At 32.2% G+C, this 22,463-nt stretch carries 20 protein-coding genes; 13 read left to right on the plus strand and 7 right to left on the minus strand.

Annotated elements, in window-relative coordinates; all coding sequences use genetic code 11:
• Position 1: 1 nt before the first annotated feature.
• Genes purS through purE form a run of 4 tightly spaced genes read right to left on the minus strand, consistent with a single transcriptional unit; the run spans position 2 to position 2,563 of the window.
• Positions 2-262, minus strand: coding sequence for a phosphoribosylformylglycinamidine synthase subunit PurS (gene purS / locus P7F85_RS08820; RefSeq protein WP_002450716.1), 261 nt, complete (start codon positions 260-262; stop codon positions 2-4).
• Positions 262-966 (minus strand): phosphoribosylaminoimidazolesuccinocarboxamide synthase, encoded by a 705-nt coding sequence (gene purC, locus P7F85_RS08825; protein WP_002465403.1) that lies wholly within the window; start codon positions 964-966, stop codon positions 262-264. Before purC ends, purS begins: the two co-directional genes overlap by 1 nt.
• Positions 967-2,133 carry a 5-(carboxyamino)imidazole ribonucleotide synthase gene (gene purK, locus P7F85_RS08830; protein WP_078103911.1) on the minus strand — a complete coding sequence of 389 codons (1,167 nt, stop codon included), beginning with the start codon at positions 2,131-2,133 and terminating at the stop codon, positions 967-969.
• Positions 2,081-2,563: a 5-(carboxyamino)imidazole ribonucleotide mutase gene (purE, locus tag P7F85_RS08835; RefSeq protein ID WP_002465404.1), complete on the minus strand. Its 483-nt coding sequence runs from the start codon at positions 2,561-2,563 to the stop codon at positions 2,081-2,083. The genes purK and purE overlap by 53 nt, the downstream gene beginning before the upstream one ends.
• Positions 2,564-2,762: 199 nt before the next feature.
• Between purE and folD the strand changes: the two genes are divergently transcribed.
• The gene (gene folD, locus P7F85_RS08840) at positions 2,763-3,620 is read left to right on the plus strand and encodes a bifunctional methylenetetrahydrofolate dehydrogenase/methenyltetrahydrofolate cyclohydrolase FolD (protein ID WP_002465409.1); all 858 of its coding nucleotides are present in this window, start codon (positions 2,763-2,765) and stop codon (positions 3,618-3,620) included.
• Positions 3,621-3,665: 45 nt separating this feature from the next.
• On the opposite strand, the gene P7F85_RS08845 is transcribed toward folD, so the two are convergent.
• Positions 3,666-4,811, minus strand: a complete 1,146-nt coding sequence (locus tag P7F85_RS08845; protein ID WP_002467279.1) for a globin domain-containing protein — start codon at positions 4,809-4,811, stop codon at positions 3,666-3,668.
• 261 nt (positions 4,812-5,072) lie between these two features.
• Here P7F85_RS08845 and P7F85_RS08850 point away from each other — a divergent pair, with 261 nt between their 5' ends.
• The 6 genes from P7F85_RS08850 (at position 5,073) to rihC (ending at position 10,663) form a co-directional block, all read left to right on the plus strand.
• Complete coding sequence (locus P7F85_RS08850; RefSeq protein WP_002450722.1) at positions 5,073-5,390, plus strand: DUF5011 domain-containing protein; 318 nt, start codon at positions 5,073-5,075, stop codon at positions 5,388-5,390.
• 285 nt (positions 5,391-5,675) lie between these two features.
• Positions 5,676-6,785 (plus strand): cytochrome aa3 quinol oxidase subunit II, encoded by a 1,110-nt coding sequence (gene qoxA / locus P7F85_RS08855; protein ID WP_002467281.1) that lies wholly within the window; start codon positions 5,676-5,678, stop codon positions 6,783-6,785.
• Positions 6,785-8,773, plus strand: coding sequence for a cytochrome aa3 quinol oxidase subunit I (qoxB, locus tag P7F85_RS08860; protein ID WP_002467278.1), 1,989 nt, complete (start codon positions 6,785-6,787; stop codon positions 8,771-8,773). The genes qoxA and qoxB overlap by 1 nt, the downstream gene beginning before the upstream one ends.
• A complete protein-coding gene (gene qoxC, locus P7F85_RS08865) occupies positions 8,763-9,368 on the plus strand; it encodes a cytochrome aa3 quinol oxidase subunit III (RefSeq protein ID WP_002467280.1) in 606 nt (201 codons plus the stop codon). The genes qoxB and qoxC overlap by 11 nt, the downstream gene beginning before the upstream one ends.
• Positions 9,365-9,655, plus strand: coding sequence for a cytochrome aa3 quinol oxidase subunit IV (qoxD, locus tag P7F85_RS08870; protein WP_002467282.1), 291 nt, complete (start codon positions 9,365-9,367; stop codon positions 9,653-9,655). The genes qoxC and qoxD overlap by 4 nt, the downstream gene beginning before the upstream one ends.
• Before the next feature lie 99 nt (positions 9,656-9,754).
• Positions 9,755-10,663 carry a ribonucleoside hydrolase RihC gene (rihC, locus tag P7F85_RS08875; RefSeq protein WP_002467284.1) on the plus strand — a complete coding sequence of 303 codons (909 nt, stop codon included), beginning with the start codon at positions 9,755-9,757 and terminating at the stop codon, positions 10,661-10,663.
• A gap of 67 nt (positions 10,664-10,730) precedes the next feature.
• Here rihC and P7F85_RS08880 read toward each other — a convergent pair whose 3' ends face one another.
• On the minus strand, positions 10,731-11,936 hold the full coding sequence (locus P7F85_RS08880) for a serine hydrolase domain-containing protein (protein WP_002467283.1): 1,206 nt from the start codon (positions 11,934-11,936) through the stop codon (positions 10,731-10,733).
• An 889-nt stretch (positions 11,937-12,825) separates the two neighbouring features.
• Between P7F85_RS08880 and P7F85_RS08885 the strand changes: the two genes are divergently transcribed.
• The 4 genes from P7F85_RS08885 (at position 12,826) to P7F85_RS08900 (ending at position 19,371) form a co-directional block, all read left to right on the plus strand.
• Entirely contained in the window at positions 12,826-14,058 is a 1,233-nt protein-coding gene (locus P7F85_RS08885; RefSeq protein WP_015365204.1) for an LCP family protein, read from the plus strand.
• A gap of 35 nt (positions 14,059-14,093) precedes the next feature.
• Complete coding sequence (locus P7F85_RS08890; RefSeq protein WP_002450730.1) at positions 14,094-14,564, plus strand: DUF2538 family protein; 471 nt, start codon at positions 14,094-14,096, stop codon at positions 14,562-14,564.
• 77 nt (positions 14,565-14,641) lie between these two features.
• Entirely contained in the window at positions 14,642-15,073 is a 432-nt protein-coding gene (locus P7F85_RS08895) for a GNAT family N-acetyltransferase (protein WP_002465626.1), read from the plus strand.
• A gap of 221 nt (positions 15,074-15,294) precedes the next feature.
• The gene (locus tag P7F85_RS08900) at positions 15,295-19,371 is read left to right on the plus strand and encodes a glucosaminidase domain-containing protein (RefSeq protein ID WP_046464311.1); all 4,077 of its coding nucleotides are present in this window, start codon (positions 15,295-15,297) and stop codon (positions 19,369-19,371) included.
• Positions 19,372-19,514: 143 nt separating this feature from the next.
• Here the strand turns inward: P7F85_RS08900 and P7F85_RS08905 are convergent, their stop codons facing one another.
• On the minus strand, positions 19,515-19,934 hold the full coding sequence (locus tag P7F85_RS08905) for a MarR family transcriptional regulator (protein WP_002450733.1): 420 nt from the start codon (positions 19,932-19,934) through the stop codon (positions 19,515-19,517).
• Positions 19,935-20,086: 152 nt separating this feature from the next.
• Here P7F85_RS08905 and P7F85_RS08910 point away from each other — a divergent pair, with 152 nt between their 5' ends.
• Positions 20,087-21,088, plus strand: coding sequence for an acyltransferase family protein (locus tag P7F85_RS08910; RefSeq protein WP_002465603.1), 1,002 nt, complete (start codon positions 20,087-20,089; stop codon positions 21,086-21,088).
• 148 nt (positions 21,089-21,236) lie between these two features.
• Complete coding sequence (locus tag P7F85_RS08915) at positions 21,237-22,412, plus strand: aminotransferase class I/II-fold pyridoxal phosphate-dependent enzyme (protein WP_002465612.1); 1,176 nt, start codon at positions 21,237-21,239, stop codon at positions 22,410-22,412.
• Positions 22,413-22,463 lie beyond the last annotated feature (51 nt).

The raw sequence follows: 22,463 nt of genomic DNA on the forward strand, positions 1-22,463 counted from the left end.
GTTATGCATTCTCCTTTTCATCAATCACTTTATAGCTATATTCTTCAATAACAGTGTTGGCAAATAGCTTTTCACTTAATGTTGTAATAATATTATCAACCGCTTCATCAGTTGCTTCATCAACTGTCATGTATAATACTTTTCCTACTCGAATATCATTAACTTGTTTATATCCTAAATCATGAACTGCTCGATTTAATGCTTGACCTTGTGTATCTAAAACTTGAGGTTGTAAAGTGACATGTAATTCAATTGTTTTCATTATTTTAAATCCTCCAATTTATTTAAAAATGATTGATATGTTTCAATTAATGAGCCCGTATCATTTCGGTAGACATCTTTATCAAAATTTGTATCTGAATATTTATCCCATATTCTGCATGTATCTGGTGAAATTTCATCAGCTAGTAAAATTTTTCCTTCATTTGTAATTCCAAATTCAATTTTAAAATCTACAAGTCTTAATTCCATTTCATCCATTAGTTGAACAAGTACTTTATTAATATCGAGTGCCATTGATTTTAACGTTGAAATTTGATCATCATAAGCAATGTGTAACAACTTAATATGGTCTTCTGTAATCAATGGATCATTTAATTCATCATTTTTATAGAAAAATTCAACCAAAGGCACATCAAAGAGATACCCTTTTTCAAATCCAAGTCTTTGTGTAATAGAACCTGCTGCAATATTTCTAACTACCACTTCTAATGGAATAATTTTCACTGATTCTACTAACTGTTCTGTATCGGATAATTGCTTGATAAAATGACTTTTTAAACCATTTTTTTCTAAGTATTCAAAGATAATTGAAGTAATACGATTATTAAGTTTTCCTTTTCCAGACATGGCATCTTTTTTAGCACCATTGCCTGCAGTGACTTCATCTTTGTATTCAACACGTAACTCATTGGGTTTATCCGTGGAATATATTTTTTTAGCTTTACCTTCATAAAGTAATGTCATTTATTGGTCTCTCCCTTCAAAACGCTTCAACATGTCCTTTTCAGTGTCATCGATTCGGTTCGTTAATATAGTCATATGTCCCATTTTTCTATTTGGTTTACGCTCAGATTTACCATAAATATGAACGTGCCATTCAGGATGCGCTGCAAATTCATCTTCCAATAAATCTAAATCTTTACCTAATAAATTCATCATGACAGCAGGCTTTAGTGTTTCTATTTTGTCAGGCAAGGTTTGACCAGTGACTGCTAAAATATGAGTGTCAAATTGTGAATAATCACATGCTTCAATTGAATAATGTCCAGAATTATGAGGTCGAGGTGCGATTTCGTTAACATACAATTGATCATTGCAATCAATGAAAAACTCAACTGTAAATGTTCCTATAAAGTGGACAGTTTTTATTATTTTTTCAACTTCTCGTTTAGCATTCTCGATTTGATTACATCTCGCAGGGACTATGGTTTTGAATAAAATTTGATTTCTATGTTCATTTTCTTGTAGTGGGAAGTATGTGATTTGTTGATGATTACCGATAGTCACAGTAAGTGACACTTCTTTTTTAATATTTAAAAATTGTTCTGCGACACATTCCTGATTTGATACTAATTTTTCAGCTTCTTTAATATCTTCTTCAGATTTAACTAATATTTGACCTTTGCCGTCATAACCACCGAAACGTGTTTTAACAATAAATGGATAGCCAAGTGTATTAGTAGCCTTTGATAAATCATCTTTATGTTTAATTGAGGTATATGGAACAATCTGTGTTCCTGCTTGTTCTAAAGTTTGTTTTTCAGTTAAACGATCTTGAAGTAATTGTATGGCTTGATAGCCTTGAGGAATATTATATTTTTCAGTAAGCGTCTTAAGTTGTTCAGCTGATATATTTTCAAATTCATAAGTAATGACATCCGAACTTTCACCTAGAAGATGCAGTGCACGTTCGTCATCATAATTCGCTTCTATAAATTCATGTGCCACATATCTACATGGACAATCAGAACTTGGATCTAAAACAATCACCTTATATCCCATTTTTTGAGCTGATTGTGCCATCATCTTACCTAATTGACCACCACCAATAATGCCTATGGTTGAGCCAAATGATAGTTTATTGAAGTTCATTTTGCATTTCCTCCACTTTTTGTACCAATGTTTTTTCATAATTTTCCAAATTTTCACGAACTGACGAATTACTTATACCTAATATTCTTGCAGCTAGTATCCCAGCATTTTTAGCCCCTGCTTTACCGATTGCTGTCGTCGCTACTGGAATTCCACCCGGCATCTGTACAATCGACAATAGAGAATCCAATCCTTTTAAACTTTTAGATTCAATAGGAACACCAATAACAGGTAATGTGGTCATCGATGCAACCATACCTGGTAAATGCGCTGCACCACCAGCTCCTGCAATGATTAAATCATAACCGTTGTTACTTGCATGACTCGCAAAATCTACCATTAAATGAGGCGTACGATGCGCTGAAACGACTTTCTTTTCATACGGAATTTCAAATTGTTCAAGCATTGTGCAACTTTCGCTCATAATTTCCCAATCGGAAGAACTACCCATAATGACTGCTACTTTCAAGATGTACACCCTTTCAAAACTTTGGATTTATTTGTCGTTAAGTTGTATATTACAGATATAGCATAACAATCATCAAATGCTTTTTCAATCAAAAATCGAACTTTAATAAGAAATTTTAATTAAATTTACGTCTTTTAGCTATTAAGTTATGTAAATTTAATGTTAAAGTTAAGTTATTGGAAAAATAGGAGGAGATATTGTGGTAGCAAAATTATTAGATGGTAAACAAATCGCTAAAGATTATCGTCAAGGTTTAAAAGATCAAGTGGAAGTACTTAAATCTAAAGGATACACACCTAAATTATCCGTAATATTGGTCGGTAACGATGGTGCAAGCCAAAGTTATGTTAGGTCTAAAAAGAAAGCAGCAGAAAAAATTGGAATGATTTCCGAAATCGTTCATTTAAGCGAAGATACTTCTGAAGAAGATGTATTATCAGAATTAGAACGCTTAAATAATGATGATTCTGTCAGTGGCATCCTAGTTCAAGTACCTCTTCCAAAGCAAGTTAGTGAACAAAAAGTATTAGAAGCAATTAATCCAGAAAAAGATGTGGATGGCTTCCATCCAAGTAATATTGGTAAATTATATATTGATGAACAAACTTTTGTACCTTGTACACCATTAGGAATTATGGAAATATTGAAGCATGCTGACATTGATATTGAAGGAAAAAATGCTGTGGTAATTGGTAGAAGTCATATCGTAGGTCAACCTGTATCTAAACTATTACTACAACAAAATGCAACTGTGACAATCCTACATTCAAGATCTAAAGACATGGCTAGTTTCATTAAAGAAGCTGATATCGTTGTCAGTGCAGTTGGAAAACCTGAATTAGTTACTAAAGATATGGTTAAAGAAGGCGCGGTTATCATTGATGTAGGTAATACTCCAGATGAAAATGGCAAACTAAAAGGTGACGTCGCATTTGACGAAGTAAAAGAAGTCGCAAGTGCTATTACACCTGTACCAGGTGGTGTTGGTCCATTAACAATTACAATGGTACTGAATAATACTTTACTTGCAGAGAAAATGCGTCGTGGTATTGAATAATTATAAAAAAGCAGAAGGCGTTGGCCTTCTGCTTTTTTATTCTATTTATACTGCTACACTCAATTTTGGAATAAATGTTTCGTAATGAATTTTAGATTCATCTATATTTAATTCTTTTAAAGCTTTAATCATTGATTGAATGAATGATTTCCCACCGCATACATAAATTTCCGTATCATTGTCGATCCATTGTTTTAATTGTTCACTACCAATATAGCCGTTTTTATTTTTATCGTATAAGTCATACGTTGCTTGCGTGTTCTCATTAGCAATAGCAGTTAATAATGATGAGAACGGTGCATCGTCCATGTCATTTGTTACTTGTATAAATCGAGCTTCTCCATTGTCATTTACTACTTCATTAAACATAGATACGAGTGGCGTTACGCCTATACCAGATCCTAGGAACAACTGTCTGTTACCCTTTTCAACAACATGAAATGGCCCTACAGGAGCTGTCAAATTAATATTGTCCCCTTCTTGAAATTCATCATGTAAAATTGTAGATACTTCACCTTCATGTTCTGTAGTTACATCTCTTTTCACCGCAAAAGTAAGATGATTTTTATCGCCTTTTACAATTGAATAATGTCTTTTAGCTCTATAAGGCATTTTTTCACTACCTACATCGACGGTAATATATTGACCAGGTACAAACTGACTTAAATCATATTCACCCGAAGAGACTGTGAAAGCTTTAATATCAGAAGAGACTTGTTCTATGGTTTCAACTTTAAATGGCTGGAAGCCGTCCCATAGCATGTCTTTATAGATATCTTTTTCAACAGAAATGAATATGTCTGCAATTTCTTGATAAGCTTTTTTCCATGTTTTAATAATTTCATGGTCGTCATCTAATCCAACAACTTCTTTTATTGCTGCAATTAAGTTTTCACCAACGATATCGTATCCTGCTGGTGGTACTTGTAAAGCGCAATGTTTATAAGCGATTTCTTTTACTACAGGTAGGATAGCTTCAAGATGATCAATATTAACCGCTGCGGCTAACACAGATTGAGCTAATGCAGTAGATTGTAATCCACGCTGTTGATTTGTTTGATTAAACATGTTTTTTAGTTCAGGATGTTGTTTAAACATGCGTGCATAAAAATTCGAAGTAATTTCTACTCCTTTATCTTGTAATACTGGTACTGTTTCTTTTACTACGTCTTTTTCTCTTTCACTTAACATTATTTCCACTCCCGGATAACTCGTATTTAAAACCAAAACTTTTTACACTGTCATTCTAAACCTTAACTATGTAGTTAATCAAAGAAATGTTAAATTGTTCACATAACGTTCAATTTACATAATTTTAATTATTTATTTCTTATTATATGTATTAAATATCTAATTAATCAGGTATATTAAGACTATAGTATGATGTATTATTCTGAAAATTAACGTATGATATACATAAATCGTAGTTGACTAACATTCGGAGGTTATTTTATGAACAAACTAATTCAGTCACTATCAGCAATCGGAGTATCTGCTACTTTAGTCACACCTAATCTAAATGCCGAAGCGACAACTAATTCGGAACCTCAATTAAGAGGCGTGAATGACATCATCATCGAAAAAGGTGAAGATTATAACCTACTTCAAGGCATAAGTGCTTATGATAAAGAAGATGGTGATTTAACACATAAAATCAAAATAGATGGCGATGTTGATACTACTAAATCAGGTACATATGAGGTTAAATACAAAGTCACAGATTCAGACGGTGCTCAAAAAACTTCAATTAGAAATATTAAAGTCAAATAATATTTTATATTTAGTTGAGATTAAATTCTCAACTTTTTTTATTTTCTGAATATCTTCAAATTATCTATCTAAAAATGCATTATTTATTGCAATTTCACAAATTTGTCCTTTTTCACAAAATGTACACACAATTTTAACAAATCTTACAATCCCCGTCATATCTCAAATTTTTTTAAATTTTTTGCTTATATCAATAATTTTTTTCTTTTAGGTACTTGTAAATATTGTGTAATAAACTAAAATTAGTGGTAAGCCCTACATTTGTAGTATTAGGAGGTCAAAAAAGTGTCAAAATTTAAGTCTTTGCTTCTAATGGTCGGAACACTAATTTTACTTAGTGGTTGTTCGAACATTGAAGTTTTCAATGCAAAAGGGCCAGTAGCAAGTAGTCAGAAGTTCTTGATCATCTATTCAATTATCTTCATGCTTGTTATTGTTGTCGTTGTTCTTGCTATGTTCGCATTCTTTATTTACAAGTATAGTTACAATAAGAATGATGAATCTGGTAAGATGCACCACAATTCTTTAATTGAAACAATTTGGTTTGTGGTACCTATCATTATCGTTATTGCTTTAGCAATTCCAACTGTTAAAACATTATACGATTATGAAAAACCACCAGAAAAAGACAAGGACCCACTTGTGGTTTACGCAGTAAGCGCTGGTTACAAATGGTTCTTTGCCTACCCAGATCAACACATCGAAACTGTTAATACATTAACAATTCCTAAAGATCGTCCAGTCGTATTCAAGTTACAAGCTATGGATACAATGACAAGTTTCTGGATTCCACAATTAGGTGGTCAGAAATATGCCATGACTGGTATGACTATGAATTGGACATTAACAGCAGATCAAACAGGTACTTTCAGAGGTAGAAACTCAAACTTCAACGGTGAAGGTTTCTCACGTCAAACATTTGATGTTAACTCTGTAAGCCAAAGTGATTTCAACAAATGGGTGAAAAAAGCTCAAAGTAAGAAAACGTTAGATCAAGATACATTTGATAAACAAATCTTACCAAGCACACCTAACAAAGAATTAACGTTTAATGGTACTCATATGGCGTTCGTTGACCCTGCAGCTGATCCTGAGTATATCTTCTACGCATACAAACGTTATAACTACGTTCAGAAAGATCCTAACTTCGTTGACGAAAAAGATCTTTATAAAGATGTAAAAGATAAACCAGTGAAACCAGCACGTAAGGTTACTATTTCAAACGCTAACTACAAACGTCATGGTATGACACCAATGATTCTTGGCAACAATGAAAAATACGACAATGAATTCAAGAAGAAAGAAAAACACAATTCTAAGGAAATGGAAAAAATTTCCAAAGAAGCAAAAGACGATAGTCCGTCTAAAAAAGATGATCATGGAGGTGGACATTAATGAATTTTCCATGGGATCAATTAATCGTTAAAGGTAACTGGATGATTACAATGGCACAAATTGGTGCGCCATTCTTAGTTATCGGCCTTATAGCGGTAATTACGTATTTCAAATTATGGAAATATCTTTATAAAGAATGGTTCACATCCGTAGACCATAAAAAAATCGGTGTTATGTATTTAATCTGTGCCGTATTAATGTTCGTCCGTGGTGGTATTGACGCGTTACTTATTCGTACGCAATTAACTATTCCAGATAACAAATTCTTGGAATCAAATCACTACAATGAAATTTTCAGTACGCACGGCGTTATCATGATTATATTCATGGCTATGCCATTTATCTTTGGTTTATGGAATATTGTTGTTCCTTTACAAATTGGTGCACGTGATGTTGCCTTCCCTGTAATGAACAACGTAAGTTTCTGGCTATTCTTTGCTGGTATGATTTTATTCAACCTATCATTTATCATAGGTGGATCACCAGCTGCTGGTTGGACAAACTATGCACCACTTGCTGGTGAATTTAGTCCTGGTCCAGGTGTTAACTACTATCTAGTTGCAATTCAAATCTCCGGTTTAGGTACTTTAATGACCGGTATCAACTTCTTTGTAACAATCTTAAGATGTAAAACACCAACAATGAAGTTTATGCAAATGCCAATGTTTACTGTAACAACATTCATTACTACTTTAATCGTTATCTTAGCTTTCCCTGTATTAACAGTGGCTTTAGCTTTAATGACAGTAGATAGAGTGTTTGGAACAGCATTCTTTACAGTTGCAGATGGCGGTATGCCTATGTTATGGGCGAACTTCTTCTGGGTATGGGGGCACCCTGAAGTATATATCGTTATCTTACCTGCATTTGGTATTTACTCTGAAATTATTCCAACATTTGCGCGTAAACGCTTGTTCGGTCATCAAAGCATGGTCTGGGCAACTGCTGGTATCGCGTTCTTAAGTTTCTTAGTTTGGGTTCACCATTTCTTCACAATGGGTAATGGTGCTTTAATCAACTCATTCTTCTCAATTTCAACAATGTTAATCGGTGTACCTACCGGCGTTAAGCTATTCAACTGGCTATTAACATTGTATAAAGGTCGAATTACTTTTGAGTCACCGATGTTATTCTCATTAGCATTCATCCCTAACTTCCTATTAGGTGGGGTTACTGGTGTAATGTTAGCGATGGCATCAGCTGACTATCAATATCACAACACTTATTTCTTAGTAGCTCACTTCCACTATACATTGGTTACTGGTGTAGTATTTGCCTGCTTAGCTGGTTTAATCTTCTGGTATCCAAAAATGATGGGCTACAAATTAAACGAAACGTTAAACAAATGGTGCTTCTGGTTCTTCATGATCGGATTTAACGTTTGTTTCTTACCACAATTCATCCTTGGATTAGATGGTATGCCACGTCGTTTATACACTTATATGCCTTCTGATGGTTGGTTCTTATTGAACTTCATTTCAACTATCGGTGCTTTATTAATGGCAATTGGTTTCTTATTCTTAGTGGTAAGCATTGTTTACAGTCACATTAAAGCGCCACGTGAAGCTACAGGCGATAACTGGGATGGCCTTGGTCGTACATTAGAGTGGACTACTGCTTCAGCAATTCCACCTAAATACAACTTTGCTGTCACTCCAGATTGGAATGACTATGATACATTTGTAGATATGAAGGAACATGGTCGTCATTATTTAGACAACCATAATTACAAAGATATTCATATGCCAAATGACACTCCAGTTGGTTTCTGGATGGGTATCTTCTTCACAATTGGTGGTTTCTTCTTAATCTTTGAAACAATCATTCCAGCGGCTATCTGCTTAGCAGGTATCTTTGGTACTATGATTTGGAGAAGTTTCCAAATCGACCACGGTTACCATATCCCTGCTTCTGAAGTAGCTGAAACTGAGGCTCGTTTAAGAGAAGCACGAATTAAAGAAAGGGAGGCTGTAAGTCATGAGTCATGATACTAATACAATCGATTCACGTACGCATGAAGGCGAATTAAATAAACTTGGCTTTTGGATTTTCCTTACAGCCGAATTCGCGTTATTCGGTACCCTATTCGCAACGTTATTAACTTTGCAACACGGTGGCGATTACGCTGGCAAGATGACTACAGAATTATTTGAATTACCATTAGTTTTAATAATGACATTTGCGTTATTATTAAGTTCATATACATGTGGTATTGCAATTTACTACATGCGTAAAGAAAAACAAAACTTAATGATGTTTTGGATGATTCTTACTGTACTACTAGGGCTTGTATTCGTAGGTTTCGAAATCTACGAATTCGCACATTATGCAACTGAAGGTGTTAACCCTACTATTGGTTCCTTCTGGTCTAGTTTCTTTATTCTTTTAGGAACTCATGGTTGTCACGTTTCAGTTGGTATTGTTTGGATTATTTGTTTATTAATTCAAATTGGTACTCGTGGTTTGGATTCATATAATGCTCCAAAATTATTTATAGTAAGTTTATACTGGCACTTCTTAGATGTTGTTTGGATCTTCATCTTCACTGCCGTATATATGATAGGGATGGTGTATAGCGGATGAATACAATCGTAAAACATACTGTCGGATTTATTGCTTCTATCGTATTAACGCTTTTAGCAGTTTTCGTAACTCTATACACATCAATGACTTTCCATGCTAAAGTAACAATTATTTTTGGATTTGCATTTATCCAAGCTGCAGTTCAATTATTAATGTTCATGCACTTGACTGAAGGTAAAGACGGTCGTGTGCAATCATTCAAAGTTATCTTTGCAATTATCATAACTCTTGCTATCGTTGTCGGTACGTATTGGGTTATGCAAGGTGGTCACTCACACCACTTATAAAAAGTATAGAAATCATACTTTTAGACCTGTTAGCATTTGCTAGCAGGTCTTTTTTGCGTCAAAATATAATTACTTACTATTTTTAAGGAGAAGATGAACATGACGATATCATTGATTATAGATACAGATCCTGGTATTGATGATGCGGCAGCTATTAGCTTAGCGCTCAATCACCCGCAATTAGATGTAAAAATGATTACAACGGTAAATGGTAATGTGAATATTGATAAAACAACTGCTAACGCTTTAAAATTAAAATATTTTTTCAATAGTCATGTGCCTGTTTTTAAAGGCGCATCACGTCCATTAATTTCAAATCCTGTTGATGCAGCTGAAGTTCATGGGGAATCTGGTATGGATGGCTATGATTTTAAATCTCCTACAGATGAAAAAATTTCACCTATGAACGCTATCGAAGCCATGAAAAATGTATTAAAGGAAAGCACTTCCCCCATTACTATTGTTGCTATTGGACCATTAACAAATATTGCGCTTCTACTTGCTACCTATCCAGAAATCAAATCAAAGATTAAGCAAATTGTAATTATGGGTGGTAGTAGCGGCAGAGGTAACGTTACACCTCTTGCAGAATTTAATATATATTGCGACCCTGAAGCAGCTAATATTGTTTTTAACTCTCAACTTCCTTTGGTTATGATTGGATTAGATTTAGCACGTCAAGCCATGTTTTCCCATGAATTTATAGAAAAAATAAAAGCAACGAATCAGACTGGTGATATGTTATCTCAATTGTTCCAACATTATCGAACTGAAAATGTTCATGAAGGTCTCAAATTATATGATGTATTCACTATTTTATATTTAATAGATGCTGATCTATTTAATGTATTTGATGCAAATGTTCAAATAGAATTACAAGGTATACTTACTAAAGGGGCAACTGTTGTAGACTTTAATTCAATAGAACCTAACTGTCAGGTTGTTCATTCCCCTATTTCAAATTATTATCAACATGCGTTTTTACAAGCGCTTGCTCATTGTAAATAAATCAAAAACGCACATGTCGTATGTCTCATAGACAACAACATGTGCGTTTATATTTATATCATTATCATTACTTCACTTGAATTCCAGGAACATTATATTGCTTTTTCTGATGAAGCATATCATAGAATACATGTTTCATTTTATTCTCATTTGTTTCATCTGCTGTTTCGCCTTCAACAGTTAAGTTGCTTGCTAATATCACGATATATTTATCATTGTAATATACTGTGAATTTTTGTCCGAAGAATACACCATTGACTCGGTTCATGGTTGGCGTAACATAAAAACCGTATCGGTATTCCTTAGGATATTGTTTTGTACCAAATTCATGAAGTAATGGATTCGTTACATCCGCATCAAATATTTTATAATGTTGTAAAGCAAGTATTAATTGCCCCATATCATGAGGTGCCATATATAAATTACCTGCACCATAATATTGATCAAGAATTTTAGGATGCATTAAAGAGAATTTATTATGATTGATTTTATAACCCCTAGCCATATACTTTTGATATACTTTCTCATCAAAGAAAGCACTATGTTTTAATTTAAAAGGATTGGCTAGTCTACTATAATAATTTTCAACATAAGGTTTATGAGTTACTTTTTCAATTACTTTCGCAAGGACTAAATAATTGCCATCATTATATTGATGCTTATGATAAAATTTGTCATCAATGCCTTTTTGCTGAATTGATTTAACAGCTTGATCTAGATTTTTAATATTTGTAGATGCTTCATATTTATGTAGACCACTCTCATGTAGCATCAAATCTTTTAGCGTTATCTCTTTGCTTGTTTTAAACCAAGGTAAGTATTTTGTCACGGGGTCATTGATATTGACCTTATTTTCAACTTCAAGTTGTTTTAACATTAATCCAGTAGTGAATTTTTGAGAAGACCCAATTAAATACATCGTATTAGCTGAATTTTTTTCACCATTTTCGAAGTTTTTAAATCCATAACCTTTATCTAATTTAACTTTTCCGTTTTCAAATACAGTTGCAGTTCCATTAAAGTTAGTTGCTTTCAAATAATTATTGATATCTTTGTATACAGGATTTTTCTTATCCATCACATTTTTTAGTTTCTTAGGTGCCTTCTCATGTTTATCTTTTTTCAATATGTAAGTTTCATTATCGTTTTTTTGAAAAATACGACTGTCTGTTTGTAAGTATTCGCTCCATTTTCTCCCAAATATAATCATTAATACAATAAGTATTACTAATACTATTATGAAAAATATAATTTTAGTCTTATTCAGTTTCATGTTATTATTTGCCTCACCTGTTAATATCAATATTTTTCTTCAATATAAAATTTTGATATTATGACAATCATTTTTTATATCCATAATACTCCTAGAAAAATATTTAAATTAATCTATTATTTTTTTCTTTCTCAAATACAGAAGTAACACAACACTATCTTATTCAATTTTAAACTTACTTACACCATCCCCTTTTTAATCAGAAAATCAACTATAATATTAATGCACACTTATCAAGTAAATGAAATATAGTTAGTTAGTATAGTATTCATTTTATACACTATGCATAATTATAACGTATATCCCTTTTTAAATCACTTTAATTAAATGATACCTCTATAAAAAATTATTTCCATTGTACTTTAGTACCATAAAGCTAAAATGTGTATTAAAATTTTATTAAAGTGCGCAGATATATTACTAAATGTGTGTACGTAGTCTACTAAAAATATGTTCTTCAATTTAATCATTTATCAATACTTAACAGCTAGTCATCGAAAAATAAAATCATAGTATATAAATAAGGTATAATTATGCAAAATAATATGCATTGCTAAAAGATATAATCAAGAAGTCTATAAACCATTAACTCTATATCACATACTCATTCAATTATTTGTTACATAATAATCAATTTCAGTTTTTTTCTATAAATTCACAATAAATATAACTCTCTTATCACACTTAATACTTGGAATCATTTATAATATGAGATGTAAATTAAATTTTAAGAATGTAATAATTTTGTATATGTATGTGTTGTAATTTTAACTATAAAGTAATACAATTTAAGGCTATAGTGTGGAAAATAAATAACAACGATACCAAGAAACAACATAACTTTTAATAAAATAAAAAAATAAGTTTATACTATTTAGGAGCAACAAATATGAATAAATTTTTTAAATTCTTTTTAATTCTACTAACCTTCGCTCTTATTGCAATTCCTGTTGTTTTTGCTAATAATCTTTTCAAATCATCGGAGAAAGCATTTGAATCTTCTCAAGATAAAAGTAACGCTGATCGGCAATCTAACTTAAGAAGTTCAAAAATCGACCCTGAAAAAGATCCAATCTCTATCTTATTCTTAGGTATCGATGATAATGAAGGCCGTGAAAAAAATGGTCAGAGTTTGGAGCATTCAAGATCAGATGCAATGATTTTGTCCACTTTCAATCAAGAAAAACATCAAATCAGAATGTTAAGTATACCTCGTGATACAATTAGTTATATCCCTAAAGTAGGCTATTATGACAAAATAACTCACGCTCACGCATATGGAGGGCCTATTGCTGCTATGGATTCAGTAGAAGCAACAATGAATGTACCCGTTGATTATTATGCACGTGTTAATATGAAGGCATTCGTTCAAGCTGTTGATGAACTCGGTGGTATATATTATGACGTACCCTATAATTTAAATGAACCAAATAGTGATGATACTGGAAGAATTAAAATTAAGAAAGGCTACCAAAAGTTAAATGGTGATGAAGCTTTAGCTGTTGCTAGAACACGCCACCATGATTCTGATTTAAAACGTGGTCAACGTCAAATGGACTTAATTAAAATCTTATTCCAAAAAGCACAGACACTAGATTCATTTGATAAGTTAGACGAAGTCATTAGTATTGTAGGAAAAAATGCAAAACATAACTTAACTAAATCTGAAATTAAATCATTAGCTAAAATGTATTTATCTGATAGTGTAGAGATGAAAAAATCACAACTAGAAGGTAAAGACGATATGTTAGATAATATTTATTATTACAATCCGAGCATTAAGAGCATTCAAAAATATTCAAATATCTTGCGCTCTGATTTAGGGTTATCTAAAATTACAGATAAAGATGACTTCTTAAATCAAAGAGTCATTGACCATTATGGTTCATTAGTTCCATTAACTAAACTAGATGACTCGTTATTAAGAAAAGCACAAAATGATACAACAGATAAAAAGCATAAAAAAGATAACAGTAACGACACGAATCAACAATCAGATAATAACAATGAGCAATCTCAAAGCAACGATATGAACGAACAACAACCAAATGAAACAGTTAATAATCAAAACAATCAACAATCGACACAACAAGGTCAAGAAATTGATACAACTGCTTATTAATCCAGTTATATAGTGATATGAAAGGAGTTGCTAAGATGTCACGAAAAACATATGAAAAGATAGCCAATATCAATGGTATGTTTAATGTTTTAGAACAACAAATTATTCATAGTAAAGACATGGCTTTATTTAGAAATGAATTTTTCTATGTGAATCATGAACATAGAGAAAATTATGAAGCACTACTTATTTATTATAAAGAAAGTAATCATAATCCCGTTGTAGATGGTGCATGTTACATCGTAGCGCTTCCAGAAATTTTTAATAAAGTTGATATTTTCGAATCAGAACTACCATTTTCTTGGGTATATGATGAAAATGGTATAACCGAAGAAATGAAAAGTATTAGTGTTCCCTTACAATATTTAATTGCGGCAGCACTTGAGGTAACGGATGTAACACTATTTAAACCATCAGGGTTTACGATGGGAATGAATAATTGGAATATAGCTCAAATGAGAATATTTTGGCAATATACCGCAATTATTAGAAAAGAAGCTTTATAAAATAACAGATTATCATAGGGAAGAAGACATCAAACCATTCGTCTTCTTCCCTATTTTATATCCAAAGGAGATTAAATATGTTTAATGAAGTGACAAATGATCAAATGTTACAAGATTGTTTTAAAATTAGAAAAGAGGTGTTTGTTAAAGAACAACATGTTCCAGAAGACAATGAAATTGATAAATATGAAAACGAGGCAATACATATTATTGGTTACAACGAAGATAATCTACCAATTGCTACGGCACGCATACGAATGTTAAATGAAGAAATAGGTAAAGTTGAACGTGTTGCAATTCTAAAAGAATATAGAGGCTTAGGTTTAGGTTTAAAATTATTACAATTTGTGGAAAAAATTGCTCATACATATCAACTTACATTCTTAACGATGCACGCACAATATTATGCTATACCATTCTATGAAAAGTTAGGTTATAGCACTTCAGGACAACCATTTTATGAAGAAAATATTAAACATATTGTTATGGATAAAAATATGAATACTTGATGGCTAAATCTCACTAAATATTTTGTAATATTTCATTAAACTCAAATTAATAATTTTTATGAAATTACTTGCGTACCATCAATGTTTAAAGCCCTTACATCTCTGCCACACCAAATTTTTATAGGTTAAAATTCTATTACAAATCTGTTAAAAGACGTACACGTACCTATTCTCATACTATAATTAATACAAATTCAAAAGATACAAGGAGTAATTATATAATGACGAAAAAATTCAATTACAAATTACCGTCAATGGTTGCAGTAACTTTATTGGGAACAGCATTTACGGCTCACCATGCAGATGCAGCAGAAACAGCACAAGATCAAACAAAAAATAAAAATGTACTGGATGACCAAGCAACACTAAAACAAGCTAATAATGCCAAACAAGAAGTGAGTAATCCTACACAAAATATTTCTGGTACTCAAACTTATCAAGATCCAACTAAAGTCAAACCAGTAAAAACTACTTCTACAGAAAATAATGATGCATCAATTAATCAACAGAAGACTGAAAATGCTTCTACTAATGAAAATACAAATGTAAAAGCTCAAACTACAGATGCGTCAAATCAAAATAATAATCAAATCGATGAAAATTCAACTAGTGCAGAAACTCAGAAACAAGAAGAGTCAAATAAAGACCTCGAAAACAATGAAAATCAATCTTTACAACAAGATTCAACTAAAGAGAATAATCAAGAGGTTGCTCAGCAAAATGCTAGACAAAACGCTTCAACTACACAAGAAAAAGCGACTGAGACTACAACTCAAAATCAATCTCAAGAACAAGCTCAAACAACTAGTCAAAGTGCTAAACAAGCCGTTAAAGATAATGGTGGTTACAGTTTAGATGATGATGAAGATGATGTAGACGATGAATCTAATTCAGTTGGCGCTTCACAAAAGACACAAGCAATTCAACAATCTAAAGAAAATGTTGCTACAAGTACTGATACTAAAACGCAGTCAGCAACACCTAAAGCTAATGAGTTAAAGGCAAATAACGTGTCTAATGAATCTGCTAAGGTATCATCTACTCAGTCTAATGACAATGCTACTAAAGAAAATGCTAAACAAGTCACTACATTCAATTCAGTAGCTAAACCAAGAATGATGTATGCAACTGCTAATAGAGCAACTTCATCATTACCAAAGTATCAACCACAAGTGAAATCTTCAATAAATGATTATATTCGTAAAAAGAACTTTAAAGCACCACAAATCGAAGAAGATTATTCATCATACTTCCCTAAATATGGCTATAGAAATGGTGTAGGCCGTCCAGAAGGTATTGTGGTACATGATACAGCAAATGAAAATTCTACTATTACTGGCGAAATCAACTACATGAAAAATAATTACAACTCAGCTTTCGTACATGCATTTGTAGATGGTAACCGTATTATTGAAACTGCACCTACTGATTATTTATCATGGGGTGCTGGTCCAAATGCGAATGACCGTTTTATCAACGTTGAAATCGTCCATACACATGATTATGATTCATTTGCGCGTTCTATGAACAACTATGCTGATTATGCAGCAACACAATTACAATACTATGGTTTAAAACCGAATAGCGCTGAAAATGACGGAAGTGGTACAGTATGGACTCACGCAGCTATTAGTAGATGGTTAGGTGGAACAGACCATGCTGATCCACACGGATACTTACAACAACATAATTATAGTTACAACGAATTATATGATTTAATTAATGAAAAATATCAAATCAAGATGGGACAAGTAGCACCTTGGGGGACAACAACTACTACAAAACCATCTACAGGTGGTTCAACAACAAAACCATCAACAAATGATAAATTAACAGTTGCCGCTAATAGCGGTATGGCTCAAATTAAACCAACTAATAATGGTTTATATACAACTGTTTATGATAAAAAAGGCCACTCTACTAACCAAGTTCAAAAAGCATTGTCTGTAACCAAAACAGCTACTCTAGGTAGTAATAAATTCTACCTTGTACAAGATTATAATACTGGTGAAAAATTTGGTTGGGTTAAACAAGGTGATGTTGTTTATAACACTGCTAAATCACCTGTTAAAGTAAATCAATCTTACAATGTTAAACCTGGTACTAAAGCTTATACAGTTCCTTGGGGCACAGATAAACAAGTTGCAGGTACTGTATCTGGTAAAGGTAACCAAACTTTTAAAGCTACAAAACAACAACAAATTGATAAAGCTATTTACTTATATGGTTCTGTTAATGGTGTAAATGGATGGATTAGTAAAAGTTTCTTAACAACACCATCAACATCTAATACAACTAAACCTACTACGCCTTCTAAACCAGCAACTAACAATCAATTAACTGTCGCTGCTAATAACGGTGTAGCTCAAATCAAGACATCAAACAGTGGTGTTTATACAACAGTTTACGATAAAACAGGTAAATCAACTGTCCAAGTTCAAAAAACATTAGCAGTTTCAAAAACAGCTACTTTAGGTAATGATAAATTCTACCTTGTACAAGATTATAATACAGGTAAAAAATACGGATGGGTTAAACAAAGTGATGTTACTTACAACACAGCTAAAGCCCCTATTTCTATAAATCAATCTTATAATGTTAAACCTGGTACAAAAGCTTATACAGTACCTTGGGGTACGTTTAAACAAGAAGCTGGTACAGTTTCAGGTAAAGGCAATCAAACTTTTAAAGCTACTAAGCAACAACAAATTGACAAAGCTACTTACTTATATGGCACTGTCAATGGTATCTCTGGCTGGATTAGCAAATATTATTTAACTGAGCCTACTGCTACAAGAGCTGCATTTGCACAACCTAAAATGGCTACTAAATCTAATGTTGCAACTAATAATGAAGCAGCTAAAGCTCAATCACCAACTAATGTGAATACAACACAAGCCACAAAACAAATTGGTCAAGTGAAAGCTAATAATGCTGGTATCCGTAGTTCTGTATACGATAAAACTGCTAAGAGTGGTACTAAATATGCTGACCGTACCTTCACTATTTCTAAACAAAGAACCGAAGGCGATCAAACATACGTATTATTGCAAAATACAGCTTCAAATACACCTTTAGGCTGGGTTAATATCAATGACGTCGACGTTCAGAACTTAGGTAATGAAGCCAAATTATCAGGTCAATATAAAGTTAATAACAATAACAATGGCCTTTATTCAATAGCTTGGGGTACTAAAAATCAACAATTATTACCTGCTAGTCAATTAGCAAATCAAACATTTAATGCTTCAAAAGCGGTATATGTTGGTAAAGAAAAATATTTATATGGTACTGTAAATAATCGTACTGGCTGGATTGCTGCTAAAGATTTAGAACAAGCAAACTCAAATAATCCAGCAACACCTTATAACTACACTTTCGTTATCAAAAATAACCATGGCTATTATTACGACGAACCAAGTGCTAAAAATGGCTATTCTTTAAAAACATATTTTGAGAAACCATTTGTAGTTATTAAACAAAAACAACAAAATGGTGTGACTTGGTATTATGGTAAACTTACTAATGGTAAATACGTATGGATTAAAGAAAGTGATTTAACAAAAGAATTAGTTAAATATTCAAATACAGGTCGTACATTAAATCAAATGGCATCAATCCAAAATAACTTAAGTTTTGGTCCACAAGTTCAAAGAACTCCTGGTGTATGGTCAAACGCGACATTTGGCGAGACTAAAAATGCAATGGATTCAAATAAACTTGCTAAAGATCCAGTTTCTAAATATCAATTTTTACGTTTAGATCAACCACAATATTTATCTGAAGCTACACTAAATAAATTATTAAAAGGTAAAGGTGTTCTTGAAAATCAAGGTGCTGCATTTAGTCAAGCTGCTAAGCAATATGGACTAAATGAAATTTATTTAATTTCACATGCCTTATTAGAAACAGGTAATGGTCAATCTCAATTAGCTAAAGGTGCTAATATAACAAACGGTGTGGTTAATACACGTTCTACAACTAAATATCATAATGTATTCGGTATTGCTGCATTTGACTACAATGCTTTAGGTGAAGGTGTAAAATTTGCTAAAGCATCTGGATGGAATTCTGTTTCAAAAGCAATTATTGGTGGCGCTAAATTCATCGGTAATTCTTATGTGAAAGCTGGTCAAAATACTTTATATAAAATGCGTTGGAATCCAGAAAATCCAGGTACACACCAATATGCAACAGATATTAATTGGGCTGAGTCAAATGCACAAGTATTAAAAGGTTTATATGATCAAATTGGTGAAGTTGGTAAATTCTTCGATATTCCAAAATTCAAAGCCTAATTTAATACAACATTACGAGGTAAATCCTTGATAAAAAGCCAGTAGATGAATTCATCTACTGGCTTTTATTTACATATTAAAAGAGATCACCCTAGCCTATGTAGGATGATCTTCATTACAACAACATTGATACACAGTTATGATTAAATATAACTATGACGACTATTCAACTTATTTAATAGTTGGTTTAAATTCTCAATTTCACTTTCTGATAAACATTGGCATCGGGCTTCTATTAACTCACAACGTGCTGTATTAATCTGTTTAATAAGTGCGCGTGCTTCATCAGTAAGTACAAGTTCCTTACATCTTAAATCTTCATGTGATTGGTGACTTGTAATATAGCCTTTCAATACAAGTTTCTTAATCCATCTTGAGACAATGGATTGTTCTCTACTCACTTTCATTGTTAAGTCATATTGAGATAAACGGTCATAATTGTACAATATACGTAGTAATTCTAATTGTTCTGATGTAATGTCTGTTCTTTGTCCAAAGCGTCGGTTAACTATATTTAAATCATTGTTAGTAAGTGTGATAAGTTTTTCAAGTTGTTTATACATGCTGTTCTACTCCACTTTATTTAGTTGATAATATTATATGCTTTTTTTATAAGATATACAATAGGATTTTATGCTAAGGTCAAAATCGTTGCATAATTGCCATAAAATATAATAAATTAAGTACAGTCAAACATGAAAAAGGAGACATTTATATGCCTTCCATCAAGGAAAGGGATTATTTCTTTGATAATGCCCGAGCTATACTAATATTTTTAGTGGTGCTAGGACACCTATTACAGCCTTATACATCAGAAGATAAATACTTATCTGCATTATATCTTGTTATTTATAGTTTCCATATGCCAACATTCTTATTTATTTCAGGATATTTTGCGAAAAATTTGGATAAACCCTATTATCTAGAACATATTGCTAAAAAATTATTATTACCTTACTTTATATTTTTCGCATTTTACTCAGTTTATTATTTCTTAACTGGTAAAAGCGATAGCTTACAATTGGATCCATTCAATCCAGTCTTTGCATTGTGGTTCTTACTAACATTATTCTTCTTCCACGTTGTACTTGTTATTGTAAGAAGATATAATCCAATGATTGTGTTAGGAACCTCTTTACTTGTTTCAATTTTTGCTGGATTCTCAGCTAATATTGATGAATATATGAGCATTTCTCGTACTATTGTATTTTTCCCAATTTTTTATTTAGGACATTTATTTACTCAACAACAAAGTATGGTAATTAGAAGTAAAAAATGGGTGCCTATTTCTATAGTTGTATTTGTCCTTTATTTTATTGGGTATCTTATACATCCAATAAATGCAGATTGGTTGCTAGGAAGTTCACCTTATACGTCACTTGAACAAAATGCCGAAGATGTATATAGTCCACTCAAACGTTTATTACTTTATGCTGTAATACTAACTTCGATGTTTGCTTTTTTAAATTTAACATCTCAAAAATTACGCTTTTACACTTATATAGGTAGTCGAACGATGTATGTGTATTTATTACATGGTTTAATTATTGGTATTATCCGTGGATTCGGACTTTATCCATTCAAGTCACACGTTTCTATAATGACGTATTTATTTTTAATTTTATCTTCAGGAATAATTGTTTATCTTTTATCCAACCGATTTATATGTAAATGGACAAATCCAATTATTAACTTGAAATCCCCTTCTAAATTTTAAGGGTAAAAATCACTATAAAATTTTTGTTTTTATACCAAAATGTAGTACTAAAAAATATGTTATGATAGTAATAATTTGAAAGAATTATACGACTATTCAAACAATTCGTAGTACTATATTTTGGTATTTTTTAGAGGAGTTAAGATATATGAAATTACAATTGAACGAGCAATCTAAATTTTTAAGAGCACCTAGTATTCGTCAATTTTCTAATCGTATGCAGCATATTGAAGACTGTATTAATCTAACAATTGGACAACCTGATTTTTCTATGCCAGAGGTTGTTAAAAAAGCTTATATCAAAGCTATTGAAGACAATAAAACAACATATTCTCATAATAAAGGTTTACCTGAAACAAGACAGGCAATCAGTCAGTACTTTAACAATAAATATGGGTTCAACTATAATGTAGATGAAATTATCGTAACTAATGGGGCTAGTGAAGCATTAGATACTGCTTTAAGAAGCATCATTAATCCAGGGGACGAAATTTTAATTCCTGGACCTACTTATGCTGGTTACATTCCTTTAATCCAAACTTTAGGAGGGAAACCTGTATTTATTGATACATCGACCTCTGCTTTTAAAATCACACCTGAATTAATCGAACAATATATCTCAAGTCAAACTAAGGCAATTTTGCTTAATTATCCAACTAATCCTACAGGCGTGACCCTATCCAAATCAGAAGTTAAAGCGATTGCGGAAACATTATCTAATCATGAGATATTTATTATTAGTGATGAAATATATGCTGAAAATACCTTTAATGGCCAACATACTTCATTTGCTGAATTTGATATCATTAGAGATCAACTACTACTTATAGGTGGTTTAAGTAAATCACATTCTGCTACGGGCATTCGTATCGGTTTCTTAATGGGACCAGAGTATTTAATTGAAAAATTAACATTCATGCATGCTTATAATTGCATTTGTGCTAATGTCCCTGCACAACATGCGTGTATCGCTGCATTAACTGAAGGTTTAGAAGCACCTCAATATATGAACCAAGCATATATTGAACGTCGAGATTATTTGATCAATGCATTAACATCATTAGGGTTTGAATTGAATGCTAAACCTGAAGGTGCCTTTTACATTTTTCCGAGTATTAAAAAATACACAGAAGATGATTTTAACTTCTGTGTCGATGTTTTAGAAAAAGCACACGTTGCTATGGTACCTGGTTCATCCTTCACAGATATTGGTAAAGGACATGTTCGTATTTCTTACGCTTACGATATGGCCTTACTTAAGGAAGGTATGAAGCGTTTAGAAACATATTTAAAAACGTACTATCCAACTCAATTGACTAAATAAATAAAAACCACTTGTTGTTATTAAGAGATGCATTTATCATCGCTTATAACA

It is taken from the genome of Staphylococcus sp. aM, assembly GCF_052975125.1.

Bases quoted from the DNA above. Each gene is read 5' to 3' on its own strand.
- qoxD (WP_002467282.1), top strand. From the start codon at position 9,365: ATGAATACAATCGTAAAACATACTGTCGGATTTATTGCTTCTATCGTA.
- P7F85_RS08850 (WP_002450722.1), top strand. From the start codon at position 5,073: ATGAACAAACTAATTCAGTCACTATCAGCAATCGGAGTATCTGCTACT.
- P7F85_RS08880 (WP_002467283.1), bottom strand. From the start codon at position 11,936: ATGAAACTGAATAAGACTAAAATTATATTTTTCATAATAGTATTAGTA.
- P7F85_RS08895 (WP_002465626.1), top strand. From the start codon at position 14,642: ATGTTTAATGAAGTGACAAATGATCAAATGTTACAAGATTGTTTTAAA.
- P7F85_RS08845 (WP_002467279.1), bottom strand. From the start codon at position 4,811: ATGTTAAGTGAAAGAGAAAAAGACGTAGTAAAAGAAACAGTACCAGTA.
- P7F85_RS08910 (WP_002465603.1), top strand. From the start codon at position 20,087: ATGCCTTCCATCAAGGAAAGGGATTATTTCTTTGATAATGCCCGAGCT.
- P7F85_RS08890 (WP_002450730.1), top strand. From the start codon at position 14,094: ATGTCACGAAAAACATATGAAAAGATAGCCAATATCAATGGTATGTTT.
- qoxB (WP_002467278.1), top strand. From the start codon at position 6,785: ATGAATTTTCCATGGGATCAATTAATCGTTAAAGGTAACTGGATGATT.
- qoxC (WP_002467280.1), top strand. From the start codon at position 8,763: ATGAGTCATGATACTAATACAATCGATTCACGTACGCATGAAGGCGAA.
- P7F85_RS08915 (WP_002465612.1), top strand. From the start codon at position 21,237: ATGAAATTACAATTGAACGAGCAATCTAAATTTTTAAGAGCACCTAGT.
- purS (WP_002450716.1), bottom strand. From the start codon at position 262: ATGAAAACAATTGAATTACATGTCACTTTACAACCTCAAGTTTTAGAT.
- purC (WP_002465403.1), bottom strand. From the start codon at position 966: ATGACATTACTTTATGAAGGTAAAGCTAAAAAAATATATTCCACGGAT.
- rihC (WP_002467284.1), top strand. From the start codon at position 9,755: ATGACGATATCATTGATTATAGATACAGATCCTGGTATTGATGATGCG.
- P7F85_RS08905 (WP_002450733.1), bottom strand. From the start codon at position 19,934: ATGTATAAACAACTTGAAAAACTTATCACACTTACTAACAATGATTTA.
- purK (WP_078103911.1), bottom strand. From the start codon at position 2,133: ATGAAAAAACATTGGTACAAAAAGTGGAGGAAATGCAAAATGAACTTC.
- P7F85_RS08900 (WP_046464311.1), top strand. From the start codon at position 15,295: ATGACGAAAAAATTCAATTACAAATTACCGTCAATGGTTGCAGTAACT.
- P7F85_RS08885 (WP_015365204.1), top strand. From the start codon at position 12,826: ATGAATAAATTTTTTAAATTCTTTTTAATTCTACTAACCTTCGCTCTT.